This window comes from Saccharophagus sp. K07 (assembly GCF_014336955.1).
Lineage (GTDB): Bacteria > Pseudomonadota > Gammaproteobacteria > Pseudomonadales > Cellvibrionaceae > UBA5868.
Map to the genome: position 1 here is coordinate 781,027 of NZ_QRAI01000001.1, position 14,079 is coordinate 795,105.

A 14,079-nucleotide genomic window follows, 5' to 3' on the forward strand; every position below is an offset into this window, starting at 1 on the left:
CAATCCTCGAAGAGTATTGGATAAGAAGTGCGGGAGAAGCAGATCCTTTGTCTCAAGTGGATATCGGGACTTGTGTGTTGGGCATTCAATGGAAGCTTTGTGAGGCCTTCCACCGGAAATGTAGTTTGTGTACTGGCTGTTTTATAAAAGGCATTGCTTAGATTTGAAGCGAAAGCATATTTTTTTAACCTAAATTTCTTACATCTCGATCTGGGCGGCAGCTTGATCTGCTTAGGCTGATTATTTTCGCCTAATAAACTGTTATGAAATTTGGAGTAGGAGGTGGCGACAGATGATAACTGAAATTCACATGGATGCAGTGGCAAGCTTTAAGAAAGCTACGTCGCTCGTTACAGATAAAAAAATAAATCTCATTTACGGCCTAAATGGCACCGGTAAATCAACAATCTCCCGTTTTCTTTATGACCCAAGCGATCCGGCATTTAGCTCGTGCAAAAAGGTGTCTGCAGCATCGATTCCAGTTCTGGTTTATAACCAAAATTTTATACGAGATAACTTTTATGTCGCGGACAGATTGAAAGGCATATTTTCCCTGTCTAAAGAGAATAAAATAGCTGAACGAAAGATTGCCGAAGCGACGAAGAAGCAAGGGGAGCTAGAGCAAGAACTACAAAAGAAGCGCACTGAAAAGGAAATAGCAACACAGGAATTTTTCCAAAAAGGACATCAGGCTATAGATAAAGTTTGGAGCATAAAGCAGACCTACGCGGGCGGTGATCGTGTTCTTGAGTACTGTCTCGAAGGACTGAAAGGACATAAAGACAAGCTCTTTTCCTATCTCGTGGACATCCCGAAACCAGCCAGTAAACCAAAGAAAGACGTTCAAAAGATCCGACAGGAGGTGGAGGCGCTCCAAGGTGATGCTCAGATTCAACCGCGCTTGGCAGTGCTGTCTTTTTCGGCTCACGGTGTCGAGGCAGACCCAGTTTTAGGAAAATCCATCCTTGGGAATGCCGATACCGAGGTTGCGACTCTAATCGAAAAGTTGGGGAATTCGGATTGGGTAAAGCAGGGTCTTTCATACTTGCCAGAGAGCGTAGGTGATTCAAATGCGCAATGTCCCTTTTGCCAGGAAACAACAATTTCGGAGAAGTTTATCTACCGCATAAAGGCCTACTTTGACGTGACCTATGAGCGGCAACTAGATGAGCTTGCACAACTTCTAAAGTCATATCGATCGGGGATTGATTCGTTGCCAGCGCTGATGTCTTTTACCGACCATCTATTTTCCCAAAAGTGTAAGGACTCTATAACCGACAAATATCGATTACTTTTAGATGCGTTCCAGAGTAATGCCCGCAATATTGAAGCAAAGTTAAAGAGTCCAAAGGTTCCAACTACGTTATCCGATACGACTGGTTTGATCGCCGATTTCAACTCAGTAATCGATCAGATTAACTCGGAAATCGATGAGTACAACGACAGGATCAAGAATCGTAAATCTGCGCTCGAAAACTTACGCAACGAATTTTGGCAGGAGATGCGGTGGCAATATGATCAAACAATTGCGAGCTTCGACGCCGACCAACAAGCTGCTAATCAGCGATTTCGAGGCCTAGATCTTGAGATAGAAAATATCAATGCTGACTTGGACAAGGTCAGAGGAGAAATTGCGGAGGTACAAAAGCAGACAGTGAATACTGATCAAGCTGTTACTGCGATTAATGCAGGTCTTATTGATCTCGGTATAGATGGCTTCAGTATAAAGAAGCACTCTGACAATCACTATCGTGTGGTGCGCACAGGTGATTCCAAAGACGCTTTCCACTCGCTAAGCGAGGGAGAGAAAATGATGATCAGCTTCTTGTATTTCTGCGAGCTGTGTAAAGGGAAGGCTAGTGCAGAGGACACTCATGCTCAACGCATAGTGGTGATAGATGACCCGATCTCTAGCCTTTCTCATATGTTCATCTTCAATGTCGGGCAGCTCATTCGTTCCGTTTTCTTCAGGGGAGATCGGTTCAGTCAGGTCATTGTCCTAACCCATAGTCTCTACTTCTTCTACGAGATGACAGATCCGAATCACGAGCGACGAGAGAAAATACAGAAATTGTTTAGGCTTTCAAAGCCCTCTACTGGCAGTGTCATCCAGGAGATGAAGTACGAGGAAATTCAAAATGACTATCAAGCATACTGGTCTGTTGTCAATGATCAGACTCAGCCGCCGGCACTTATCGCAAATTGTATGCGTAACATAGTCGAGTATTTCTTCAACTTTGTTCGCAAGAAAGACCTGAGTAACGTTTTCCAGATGCCGGAACTCAGGGATGCAAAGTTCCAGGCATTTTGCCGATATATCAATCGGGAGTCACACTCACTTGGCCAGAATATCGTAGATATGAAGGAGTTTAACTACGAGGCCTTCAAGGAGGGATTGAAACTGGTTTTTGAGAAGACGGGCTACACGGACCACTACAAGGCTATGTCTATATGTTAGAAAAAATCGAGGAAGGTCCTAATAATTCTACATCCGCTTTGGGTTCCAGAGGCGTCAGCTGTAATATCGGACGCCTAAAAAATTTCCGTCGTTTTTGTTTTATAGGTGAAATTATCTGCATTGAAAATAGCTTTTTTGGTCGGCCACAATTGGCTTGTTTAACTTAGGCTAAAGCTTGTTCCAAATGGGTGGATTATTTCCGCTTCATTTGCGGTTTGTGCCACATAAGGTCATTTTATGTCGTCTGAAGAAGATCAGAAATCCAATGAGCGTCGTGCTAAGGCGCGAAAACGATTGATCAAAGACATGAATATGATTTTTGATGCTGTCAATAAGATCATGCAACTTGTTTTTGGCTCTCGCGACTATGTTTTACCGGTTAAATTAATCGATGCCGATAGCTCGTTGGATGAAAGACTAAAGAAGTTGGACGTGGCTAAAGAAAGTCTCGAAGAAAGCCTTTCTGCCATAGAAGACCTAAAGCTGGAGGCAAGCAGAAATAAAGTTGAGTTAGAGGTCGCTTTGGAGCGATTAAGCTTTCTTGAAAGGGAAAAGGCTAGCGCTGAAGAGGAGCTTAAAGAAATACGAAAAATTGCTGAATCTGATTCTCAAGTGTTTAGAAAGCTAGCCGGTGTGCCTGGTCAGAATGAAATCTTCAGAGAACGTATTATTGGTCTGGTTACTGGTGTGTTTGCTTCGGTATTGGCTGCTGGCTTGCTGGCTCTATTTAGTTGGCTTCTCTAAAGAGAGGTGCGAGGAGGGGTGGGGCAGAAATCAAGGGGTCAGAGTATACTTGAAAATGGTAGGCCATAGGACGCAAACCAATGATCAAGATCTATAACCTCTGATTTGTGATCGGATGGACTATCAGCATATCTGAGGTAAATGGCCGCCCTCAGATGTTATAGACATTGGCCACCAACCAAGAGGGACGCTTATGTCATCTACAGGCGAAAAGCCCGGTATCGGCATCTACATTTGTGTTAAATGTGGTCAATCAATTTTTTTGAACGATCGGAGCGATAAACTTCCTCCTTGTCCTAAATGCCAGGGAACAACCTATCGCCCTTAATGCTGATTAGTTGTTGGCTGTTTCTCAGTGATGCGGCCAGTGCTCAACTCCTATCAAATCTTGGTTCGAAAAAATATGTTCGTCGTTTTAGCTCTGACATCGTCCATCACGCCGGCTGTTCTCGCCATTCAATCAAGGGGTCAGAGTATTTGAAAATGGCAGGTTATTAGCCCGAAAACCAGTGATCAAGGTTTCTGACTCCTTGATTTGTGAAATGAAAATGTTCGGAGAATAAAATGACGTTTTTCGGAAAACCTCCCGACAATGACGACAAGTTCGCGACCTTTACGATTTATTCAGGCCAGCAAGAAGTCAAAAGCAAAAATCGGACGGCGGGAAGTTGGATTCCGTTAGCCAGCGCTGCCAGTATCAAGAATTACACTTGCAATAGGGGAGGAATCTACTGCGGGGGGCGACTTCCTTCTTTAGATGGTTACGGAACAGAAGCGTCTCTTATAGATGACTCATTGAGTGTCACCTCAGAGTCCATGGAGTATAAAGACGAAAGTCTTGGATACTGGCCAAAATACATCACTATTTCTGACCGCTGCCGTGGTGCCTTTCTAAGCTGGCTCGCGAGTGAGCGTAGCAATCCGTCTGTACCTCTAGGATATGTCTTTATCTATTTTTACGGATTGGAACGTCGAGTTGTTGTTGATTCAATTCAGTCAAATGTGCAAGACGACGAATTTCGATCGATATTTGAAGAGATAATCCGATTGCAGAAAATTTATGGGCGATCGGGATCCTTCCGTAGTTATTCCAACCGTTTGCTCGAAATCATGTGCCTTTTGCGCCCTGGAGTTGTTACATGTCCAGAATTGGAGAGAAATCCGAAGCAGGATTCCGTACTGCTGAAATATCGGCTGGCAAAGATTGTCAATGAGAACAAGCCGGTGCCTGCCAATTTGGCTTTGGCATGGCTCAAAACTGTTCCCGGATACAGCCTTAAAAAGCCGGCTCGTAGATGTGTATTTGAGTTTGGCCAGTTATTTTCCCGGCTATATAAGACTCATTACGGAGAGGGAATAATTGTCAAGCCAAACAAAACCCGATTAAGAATTGACTATAGACCTGCAAGCTCATCGCTGAGAGGCATAAAAATTCCTCTTGAGGATCTTCCAGATCCCAGTGGACTTAGCGGCCCAGCAAATAAATTGATTGCATTGGCCGAAGAGTGTACCAATGCGCTGGAGCCGTATAGTCGATATTTGGGCAAGGAGGGCAGTTCTAGAACGGACTTGGCTGCAATTCTTTTGCTTCCCGAGCAATTAAATGATATTGCTTCGACTCTTGGATTGGGCAAGCTGAAGAGATGGGCCAAGGAGGTTATTTCGAATAGAGGTGGGCTTTGTAATGTTAAAGAATTATGGACGTTTACCAAAACTCCGTGTCCCGCCAAGCTATCCAAACGGGATTTAGACTTACTGCAATCCTTGATCGATAAAATTGGCGTTGGAATGGCGCCAGACGCGAGGTTCCACCATGCAAAATTGACTATTGATGGCAAGATTGTTCTTTTTGCGGATGGGCATGGGAGCCAGTTTGTTCCATCTAAGGCCTTCGACGAGATGTCAATGGCATTAAGATTGGGAGCGATGATAGCGGCGATCGATTTTCATATCCACAATGCTGAATACGCAATGCTAAATCAGTTCGTTGAGTCAGATTCAAGTTTATCGCCTATAGAAAAAACGTCCTTGAAAGCGTATCTGTTGTGGCAACTTGAAACTCCCGCAAATATAACCGGTATTAAAGCTCGGTTGGATAGATTTGGCACAGCTCACAAAACAGCTATCAGTCAAATGCTTGTTCGTATCGCGGTGGCAGATGGAAAAATAATGCCAAGCGAAATAAAACAGCTGGAAAAGCTTTACGGAATGCTGGGTTTGGATAAGGCGTTTGTGACGCGAGATATCCACGCATTGACGGCGACTAAGACATCTAAGGTTATGACGACAGATGTAGGCGAACCACTAGAAGCACAAACTGAAAATGGCAAAGGATTTAGCTTGGATGAGAGCATACTTGCTATCCACGATTCGCAGACGAAAGAGGTTCAAGAAATGTTGAGTGCGATATTTGCCAGCGATGACGAGCCTATTGAAAATGCATCCGTTGTCGACGATGCTCAGGATTCAACGTCTGAATCGCAAGGAATTGATTCGCAGTACTACGCTCTTTATGAAATGTTGATTGGCCGAGATCGATGGTCAAGGAAGGAAGTGGAGGAGCTTTGTCGCAATTTAGGTTTGATGCTTGCTGGGGCTATTGAGGCCATCAATGATTGGGCGTATGAAAAAGTCGCAGCGCCCGTATTGGAAGAGCATCCAGATTCAATATATGTAGATCAAGTAACCGTGGAAGAGTTAGAGGGTTAATCACTGTGGAAAAGAGAATTCGGCCCAAAGAGAGAGACGCCATTATTCAGTCTCTAAAATCAGGCGTCACACCCAAGATCGGCATTCAGCATATCCAAGTTGGCAGAATCAACGAAATCCAAGCACTTTATAAGGATATTGAGCGAATTAGTGATGGAGGGTCTGCGTTTCGTTTGATCATAGGTGACTATGGATCGGGGAAAACTTTTTTTCTCAGCGTTATACGTTCAATTGCATTAGAAAAAAAGCTCGTCACGGTAAATGCTGATTTATCACCATCTCGTAGAATTCATGCCTCGTCTGGACAAGCCAGGAGCCTTTACTCTGAGCTAATGCGGAATCTTTCAACCCGAAGTAAGCCGGACGGCAGCGCATTGCCCAGTGTGGTGGAGAAGTTTATTGCAGATGCGCAAAAGGAGGCAGATCAGAAGGGGCAAGACGTATCTCAAGTGATTCACAGCAAGCTTGCGAAACTTTCTGAATTGGTCGGTGGATATGACTTTGCCAAGGTTATCGAGGCCTATTGGAAAGGGCATGAGACCGAGAATGAGGCTTTAAAGTCGAGTGCTATACGTTGGCTTCGCGCAGAGTACACCACAAAAGCAGAAGCCAGGGCCGAATTGGATGTGAGAACGATTATATCGGACGCATCTTTCTATGATTCATTGAAGTTAATGAGCCTGTTCGTTCGGCAAGCCGGTTATGAAGGCTTGCTAGTGACTTTGGATGAGATGGTTAATCTCTACAAACTCAGCAGCACCCAGGCCAGAGTTTCTAACTACGAACAAATACTTCGGATGCTCAACGACTGTCTGCAAGGATCGGCTGAGTCCATCGGATTTCTTCTCGGCGGCACGCCTGAGTTTCTACTGGATCCCCGTCGAGGATTGTACAGTTATGAGGCACTACAATCTCGACTAGCTGAAAATAGTTTTGCGCAAAAAGCAGGTGTGATCGATTATTCTTCACCGGCTCTGCACCTCTCCAGCTTAACACCAGAAGAACTCTACATTTTGTTGAAAAATTTGCGGCACGTTTTTTCTGGGGGGGATGCATCGAATTATCTTGTGCCTGATGAGGCGTTGAAGGCCTTTTTACATCATTGTAGCCAAACCATTGGAGATGCATATTTCCGAACTCCCCGGAATACCATCAAGGCATTTCTCGATATGCTTGCCGTATTGGACCAAAATCGCAATATGCAGTGGTCCGATTTACTCAGTCAAATCACCATTGAAGAAGAGCGAAGCAGCGACGTGGAAGACATTGATCATAATGAAGGAGAGGATGAGCCGGGTCTGGATGGGCTCACTGATTTCAAATTATGATTGATGCTTATAAAGATCTCGATATACGTATTCAAAAATGGGTTTTTAAACAGGGTTGGCCGAACCTTCGGGAAATTCAAGCTAAAGCGGTCAAACCTATCTTGGCTGGCAATACCGATGTATTGATTAGTGCGTCTACTGCTGCGGGAAAAACTGAAGCCTTCTTTCTTCCGGCTTGTACTGCTATTGCGAGACAGGAGAAAGGGTTCGGAATTCTGTATGTAAGTCCGTTAAAGGCGCTCATCAATGACCAGTATAGAAGGCTAGAAGGGTTATGTGAGACACTCGATCTCCAAGTGACTCCTTGGCATGGAGATAGTTCGCAGTCCAATAAGAAGAAAGCAAAAGCGAGTCCGTCCGGTATCCTGCTGATTACACCGGAGTCTCTGGAATCACTAATGGTTCGTGAATCTGGCTGGGTTAAGAAAGCCTTCTCTCAGCTTCAGTATGTTTGTATTGACGAATTCCATGCTTTTATCGGAACTGAACGGGGGCAACAATTGCTCTCTCTGCTGAACAGGCTCGAGCATCTTCTAGATCGGTATGGAAATCCGATTCCCCGGGTTGCGTTAAGTGCCACCTTAGGGGATCTTGAAAGTGTTCCGGTTTCGTTGCGGCCAAATAAAAGCATGCCGTGCACAATACTCACCAGTAGCAGAAACGAAAGCACATTAAAGGTTCAAGTAAAAGGCTACATAGATCCCTCTAATTTGATTGGATCAGAAAATTTGCGGAACGCCGAATATCAAATTTGCGAGGAGATTTATCAACGTTGTAGAGGTGGTAATCATTTGGTTTTTGCTAATAGCCGAAACCGAACTGAAATGCTCGCTGCGCAACTCACCGATTTTTGTGAACACGATTTCGTACCTAATGAGTTCTTTCCGCATCACGGCTCACTGGCAAAAGAGTTGAGAGAAAAGCTTGAATCAAGACTGCAAAAAGAAAATTTACCCACAACGGCTATTTGTACCATGACGTTAGAGCTGGGTATTGATATTGGCAAAGTTAATTCAGTGGTTCAGGTAACCGCTCCCCATTCAGTATCAAGCTTAAGACAGAGAGTGGGTCGATCAGGTAGAAGACAGGATCCTGCGATACTGCGGATGCTGATTGCTGAGCCCGAGCTTACATCAAACTCTCATTTTGTTGATAAATTTCGACTAGAGCTCTTGCAGTCGTTGGCAATGATACGCTTACTGATTGTCGGTAAGTGGTTTGAGCCAGCTGACACTAAGCAAATGCATCTTTCGACATTTCTGCACCAAATTCTGTCGGTTATTGCACAATGGGGAAGTATTAGGGCCGACCAGCTATTTTCATTGCTTTGTGATCATGGACCATTTAAGCAAATTTCCATCGATCATTTTAAACAGATCTTGAAGCATCTAGGTGCGACTGATCTTCTTCAGCAGTTGCACAGTGGCGAGCTAGTGCTGGGGCGGGAAGGCGAGCGCTTAGTAAACAGTTATACGTTTTACGCAGTATTTAGCACTCCTGAGGAATTTCGAGTCATCGCTGGTAGTAAATCATTGGGTACCTTGCCGGTAGATTCCCCGGTGGTTAAGGATCAGCATATAGTTTTTGGTGGGAAACGCTGGAAGATTATAGACATAGATGATCTTAAAAAGGTTATCTTTGTCACCGCTGCTAAAGGTGGGAAGGCCCCGACGTTTTCAGGTTCGGGTATTTCGATACACGATGTGGTGCGCCAGGAGATGTATAGAATTTATGTCGAGGGAGACTATAGGATCGAAGTGGGACCGCAGAAAGTTGACTTTATCGATGATACGGCAAGGAATCTTTTTCAAGAGGGATTGGGTTTTTTTAGAAAATCCGGTCTTAGCGACAGCGCTTTTGTAGAAGACGGCAGAGGCTGCTTTATATTCCCTTGGAGGGGAGACAAGATAGTAAATACGCTGGCGAATATTCTTATCCGAGCGGGACTTAAATGCAGCACCTTCGCAGGCGTAGTTGAGGTTGAAGATGCGTCAGCAGAGACCACGAAAAGTATTCTCCTAGATGTTTCAAAAAATAGTTCTTTATCAGATGTTGAGTTAGCTAATGCATTATCCGCTGGCCAAAAGCGCATAGACAAATATGATGAATTTTTACCGGAATCGGTATTGTCTGAAGGATTTGGAAGGCGTGTGTTTGATGTTAAAAACACTTTGAATTGGATTTCGCAAACAATTAAGTGATGATTAGTCCGCAGTCGAAATATGGTAATCCCAACCAATTTCGAAAAATTCACCTAAGCGACGATCCACAAACACCATGAAGAAAAAGACACTAACCCTGAATCGCAAAACGGATCAGAGCGCTAAACCAATCGACCAAAAATCCGGACCTTTTGTTGAGGCTGATCCAGAGAAGCGGCTTTTGAACGGTGTGGCCGTCCATCCATCACCGGGCATTCGCTTGGAATTGGGTTCTGCGCAACCCTCTGCGCGGGCAATGGACTTGATCACGCCAATTGGAATGGGGCAGCGGGGCTTGATCGTGGCTCCTCCGGGGGCCGGAAAATCGACCCTGTTGAAGCACATATGCCAAGCAATAGAGAAGGAGTATCCCGAAGTTAAGCTTTACGCACTGTTGATCGATGAGCGGCCCGAAGAGGTCACGGATTTTAAACGCAGCGTCCCAGCTGAGGTTACGGTAGCACCGCCCGCCGCCAAGCGGGCGAGGGGCATAACGTCATGATCGTGATTGATTCTCTTACGCGGCTTGCGCGCGTTCACAATGCGCAGCAAAAGAGCGGTGGTCGTACTATGTTGGGCGGGGTTGATACTCGCGCGATGGATATCCCGCGAAAGTTGTTTGGCGCTGCGCGGAAAATCGAAAATGGTGGCTCGCTCACCATTTTGGCAACGGTTTTGGTCGATACTGGTAGCCGCATGGATCAAATGATATTTGATGGAATTCACAGGCACGGGGAATATGGAGCTGGTTTTATCAAGGGATGTTGCCAATCAAAGAATCTTTCCTGCGATTGCCCCCCCCCAAAAGCAGTACGCGCCGCGAGGAGCTGCAGTTAGATCCGAAAGACCTGGAAGCAACCAGAACATTGCGCTGGGGGCTGACTGTGCTCAAGCCGATAGAGGGCCAAAAAACTGGCTGAACTGCTACAGAAGTACCCAACAAATGCCGATTCTGAACGCCATGCGCGGAACGCTAAACGATTGAAAGCGCGCGAGCGTTTTGAATTTTATATTCGATTTTATTTCCGATAAAACGCTTCTGAAGTGCTGACTAGGATGGAGAACCTGTCAACGCCACTCGAAAACTGACCCACTTTAGGTGCTAAAACGCCAAAGTAAAACTGACCCACCCGGTTAACGAACCTTGATCGCCGGCGGGGTTATGCCGGCGGCTTTTTTGTCTTTAAGTCGATAGCTTTCTCCTGTGATTTGAGTGATGTGGGAGTGATGCAGCAGCCGGTCGAGCAAAGCGGCGGTGAGAGTGGTGTCGTCGGCGAAGGCTTTGGACCATTGTGAGAATGGCAGATTGCTGGTGACGATGACGCTGCCTTTCTCGTAGCGTTTGGCGATGACGTTGAAAAAGAGATTGGCCTCTTCGCGACCAAATGGCAGGTAGCCGATTTCGTCGATGATCAGCAGGCTCGGCGCCAACACCACACGCTTGAGATAGGTTTCCAAGCGGCCTTGAGCTTTAGCTGCTGATAGCTGCAGCATCAAATCCGCAGCGGTGATAAAGCGGATCTTAAAGCCGTTGAGCGTCGCCTGATAACCTAGACTGATGGCCAGATGACTTTTACCGACGCCGCTGGGGCCGAGGAAGACGATGTTTTCCTTGCGCTCGATAAAGCTGAGGTTGAGAAAACCCTGCAACTGCTTTTTTGGGGCGCCGGTGGCGAAGTTGAAATCGTAGTCTTCAAATCGTTTGACGGCCGGCAAGCCGGCGAATTTCAGCAGGGCCGATTGAGTCCTGCCGGTTCGGGCGGAGATTTCGATTTTCAACAAAGCTTCCAGAAAATCCGCCAGGCTCTGGTCTTTGGCCACAGCGTTATCGGCAATGGCCGACCATTCGGTGGCGATGGCGCTGAGCTTCAAATCCTCGCAGGCGAGTCGAATGCGCTCGTATTGGAGGTTCATGCGTGAGCCTCCAACAACTGATCATAAATGGTCAGCGAATGCTGAAGGCTTTCAAACGGAATGACGGACAGATCGGGGCCTTTCGGTTGGATTGGCGGTGCAGAGGGCGACGTTGCGGGCAGTGGCATAAAAGCTTGGCGCTCCTCTTCCAGGCGCACGGCGGGTTTCACTTTGGTGGTGCCATGTTCGCGCTGATGTGCCACTTCCGCGAGCCAGGGGCCTATATGGGCATTGGCTAAATCGGCGGTTAATTCCAGTCCGGCTTGACGTAGAGAAGCTGCCAGGGGCGTGATAAAACTTTCTTTCAGGTACCGATTAAACCGCTCCACTTTACCTTTGGTTTTGGCGCGGTACGGCTGGCACGCCTTGGGCTTGTAGCCATAGTGCTTGGCCTGATTCAGCAACAGGGGGTTCCACTTGTGCTGGCCGTCGCCGTAAGCGTCCCGCTGGATCATGATGCACTTAGCGTTATCGAAGAGGATTTCCCGGGCTACACCGCCGAAGAAACTCAACGCCAGCGATATGCCCTCCAGCCAGTCTTCCTGCCTCTCGGATTCGGTGAAGCGAACAAAGCTGGCGCGACTGTAGCCCAGCGTGGCGACAAACGCTTTGAGCGCATGGCGACCGCGCCGGATGGTGGTGAAATCGACTTGGAGCTGCACGCCGGGAGCGGTTTCAAATCGTGTTACGGCCTCGGTCGACTTTGGCTTCTGCTGGCTGACGTAGGCTCTCACCAGCGTGACACCGCCGCCGTAGCCCTGCGCCTTGATCTCGCGGAACAATACCGCCGCCGGTATCCAGTGCGGCTTGGCGGCGTCGATTCGCTGGAGCAGATAGGGCTTGAAAGGCTCCAGCTTGGTGGGACGCTTGGCCCTGGGTGAATAGCTGGGCATAACGATGGGCTGACGCAGATAGCGCCTGACGGTGTTTTTGGAGAGGCCCAGTTTGCGAGCGATGGCCCGTATGCCAAAGCCCTGTTTATGTAAAACATGAATGTCCACGAATGTCTCCTGAGTAATCATCTACGGCCGCCTGTCTATTCAGTCGGCCGCCATGCTGGCTCAGGTGGGTCACTTTTCGATTGGCATTAGTGGGTCAGTTTTACATTGGCGGTAACAGCTAGACTCAATATCCAGTTACATCTCATATCTGCTTCAGAATAATCGCGAGAACCACAAGCCCAATTAAAATACCTAAAGCAACGTAAATGTGCTGTGTTGCTAATGATAAGCCGAATACAATTACTAAACATCCAACTAAAGCCCAGAAAATCACTGATGCAAACTTAGATAACAGCGAGAACCACAGATCTTCCTCCACCAAATTTGAGGGTTTACTTGTCCCGTCTCCCTGCGCCAAAAATCTTGCGATGTTTGGCAAATTATCTTCACTCAAGGCGGCGCTGTGCCCTCCTTTATGAAACCAGTATTGAAATACGTTATCATCATCATGATGAAAACCTTCGTAGCCCCCCGTTCCAATATCGTTCCGAAAGATACCGGAAAGGCCTTTACACAAAATACCGACCGGCCAATCTGCATTAGCACAATCATTTCTTAATTTCTTCACCTGCGGACTCGTTCCTTTCATAAATTCACGCCATTCGAAGTCGCGCGGTAAAACACTCCCCGTCAAAACAACATTGTCGAATTTCATAGCGCTTAAGGCGCGAAGTGAATGACCAAGAATGTAAGTTCCATTACTATGCCCAACAAAATCAACTCTAGCATTCGGGTTTTCAATAATAGAGTCGCAATAAAGCTGTTGAAAAACTCTAATAGGCCGTCGATGCAGGAAGGGAACAACAAACTCTAGTGCAGAAAGGTATCCATAACTCGGTGTAATAACACTTGCGTCCGGCAATACATCCCGAATCCGCTCTTCAAGCGCCTGAACCCAGCCACGATTGCCAGCACGAATCCCATGCAGCACAAAAATAATATGCTGTTTATCTGAATTAATCGGTATTGGGTCGGAATTTCCTGTAACAGTTCCAACCAAGGCATCTTTGATAAATCGGTATCGCATTTCGGCATTGGGTCCCTCGTCCATCAGCGGCAACTGCCTATGATTAACATCGGGAATTGAAACGTGCGTCGCATTGGGAAATTGTTCCAGATCCATACTGTCTCTGCGCGTAACCAGAGAATCAACAGTGCCAAGAATCTGCGTGATTGAAGGACGCTGATTTGCTGGCAAACTTGCCATATGCTTAATCCAGGCAAGTCGAAGGTTAATCATTGAATCACTTCCGGAAATGAGATCCTCGCCGATTAGAGGCCGAAAACGCATAACTCCCAAAAAGCGTGTTATCAGATCATAAAGTCTGATCCGGAACTTAGATTGGTCTATGCCACGGTTTGGGGATGCTAGTAAAACTATACGCTTTATATTTTTTGCCCAGGCGCATTTAGGTTCATTTTTATAACATCCGCTAGCAATCAAATAACACTGCCGCACCAATATCCCGCCCAAGCTATGGCCAACTAGTATTATCTCATCGAACCCCTCAGCCAACTTCCATTCCGAATCTATAACAGCACAAAGCTCTACCGCCTTGGACATAACTGAATGTGTACTAAATAACCCGATATCGTGATCCCAACCCTTCCATTTTGTATCAACAAAATCCGACTCGGCTTGCAATCTCTTTATTAAAGGATCCCACCTTTGCAGGGTCATTCTAAATCCGGGTACATACACCACCAAACGAGATTTCATAGGG

The 14,079-nt window shown here is 46.5% G+C and carries 11 protein-coding genes; 7 read left to right on the top strand and 4 right to left on the bottom strand.

The annotated features are described in order from the left end of the window. The first annotated feature begins 310 nt into the window (after window positions 1-310). The 7 genes from DWB84_RS03310 to DWB84_RS19325 all read left to right on the top strand — a co-directional run bounded on the left by DWB84_RS03310 (window position 311) and on the right by DWB84_RS19325 (window position 9,942). Window positions 311-2,458: an AAA family ATPase gene (locus DWB84_RS03310; protein ID WP_187408316.1), complete on the top strand. Its 2,148-nt coding sequence runs from the start codon at window positions 311-313 to the stop codon at window positions 2,456-2,458. 237 nt (window positions 2,459-2,695) lie between these two features. Beyond that, window positions 2,696-3,202 (top strand): hypothetical protein, encoded by a 507-nt coding sequence (locus DWB84_RS03315; RefSeq protein WP_187408317.1) that lies wholly within the window; start codon window positions 2,696-2,698, stop codon window positions 3,200-3,202. Window positions 3,203-3,395: 193 nt separating this feature from the next. Continuing rightward, window positions 3,396-3,530 (top strand): hypothetical protein, encoded by a 135-nt coding sequence (locus DWB84_RS19320; protein WP_187408318.1) that lies wholly within the window; start codon window positions 3,396-3,398, stop codon window positions 3,528-3,530. 236 nt (window positions 3,531-3,766) lie between these two features. Beyond that, the gene (locus DWB84_RS03325) at window positions 3,767-5,911 is read left to right on the top strand and encodes a TerB N-terminal domain-containing protein (RefSeq protein ID WP_187408319.1); all 2,145 of its coding nucleotides are present in this window, start codon (window positions 3,767-3,769) and stop codon (window positions 5,909-5,911) included. 5 nt (window positions 5,912-5,916) lie between these two features. After that, window positions 5,917-7,239, top strand: a complete 1,323-nt coding sequence (locus DWB84_RS03330; protein ID WP_187408320.1) for an ATP-binding protein — start codon at window positions 5,917-5,919, stop codon at window positions 7,237-7,239. Further along, entirely contained in the window at window positions 7,236-9,440 is a 2,205-nt protein-coding gene (locus DWB84_RS03335) for a DEAD/DEAH box helicase (RefSeq protein WP_187408321.1), read from the top strand. Before DWB84_RS03330 ends, DWB84_RS03335 begins: the two co-directional genes overlap by 4 nt. 256 nt (window positions 9,441-9,696) lie before the next feature. Further along, window positions 9,697-9,942 carry a hypothetical protein gene (locus DWB84_RS19325; RefSeq protein WP_370589677.1) on the top strand — a complete coding sequence of 82 codons (246 nt, stop codon included), beginning with the start codon at window positions 9,697-9,699 and terminating at the stop codon, window positions 9,940-9,942. On the opposite strand, the gene DWB84_RS03340 is transcribed toward DWB84_RS19325, so the two are convergent. The 4 genes from DWB84_RS03340 to DWB84_RS03355 all read right to left on the bottom strand — a co-directional run bounded on the left by DWB84_RS03340 (window position 9,825) and on the right by DWB84_RS03355 (window position 14,075). Further along, window positions 9,825-10,211 carry a hypothetical protein gene (locus DWB84_RS03340; RefSeq protein ID WP_187408322.1) on the bottom strand — a complete coding sequence of 129 codons (387 nt, stop codon included), beginning with the start codon at window positions 10,209-10,211 and terminating at the stop codon, window positions 9,825-9,827. The genes DWB84_RS19325 and DWB84_RS03340 overlap by 118 nt on opposite strands. Window positions 10,212-10,574: 363 nt before the next feature. Further along, window positions 10,575-11,354 carry an IS21-like element helper ATPase IstB gene (istB, locus tag DWB84_RS03345; RefSeq protein ID WP_187408323.1) on the bottom strand — a complete coding sequence of 260 codons (780 nt, stop codon included), beginning with the start codon at window positions 11,352-11,354 and terminating at the stop codon, window positions 10,575-10,577. Beyond that, window positions 11,351-12,376, bottom strand: coding sequence for an IS21 family transposase (istA, locus tag DWB84_RS03350; RefSeq protein WP_187408324.1), 1,026 nt, complete (start codon window positions 12,374-12,376; stop codon window positions 11,351-11,353). The genes istB and istA overlap by 4 nt, the downstream gene beginning before the upstream one ends. A 121-nt stretch (window positions 12,377-12,497) precedes the next feature. Beyond that, entirely contained in the window at window positions 12,498-14,075 is a 1,578-nt protein-coding gene (locus DWB84_RS03355; protein ID WP_187408325.1) for a triacylglycerol lipase, read from the bottom strand. Between the last annotated feature and the right edge of the window lie 4 nt (window positions 14,076-14,079).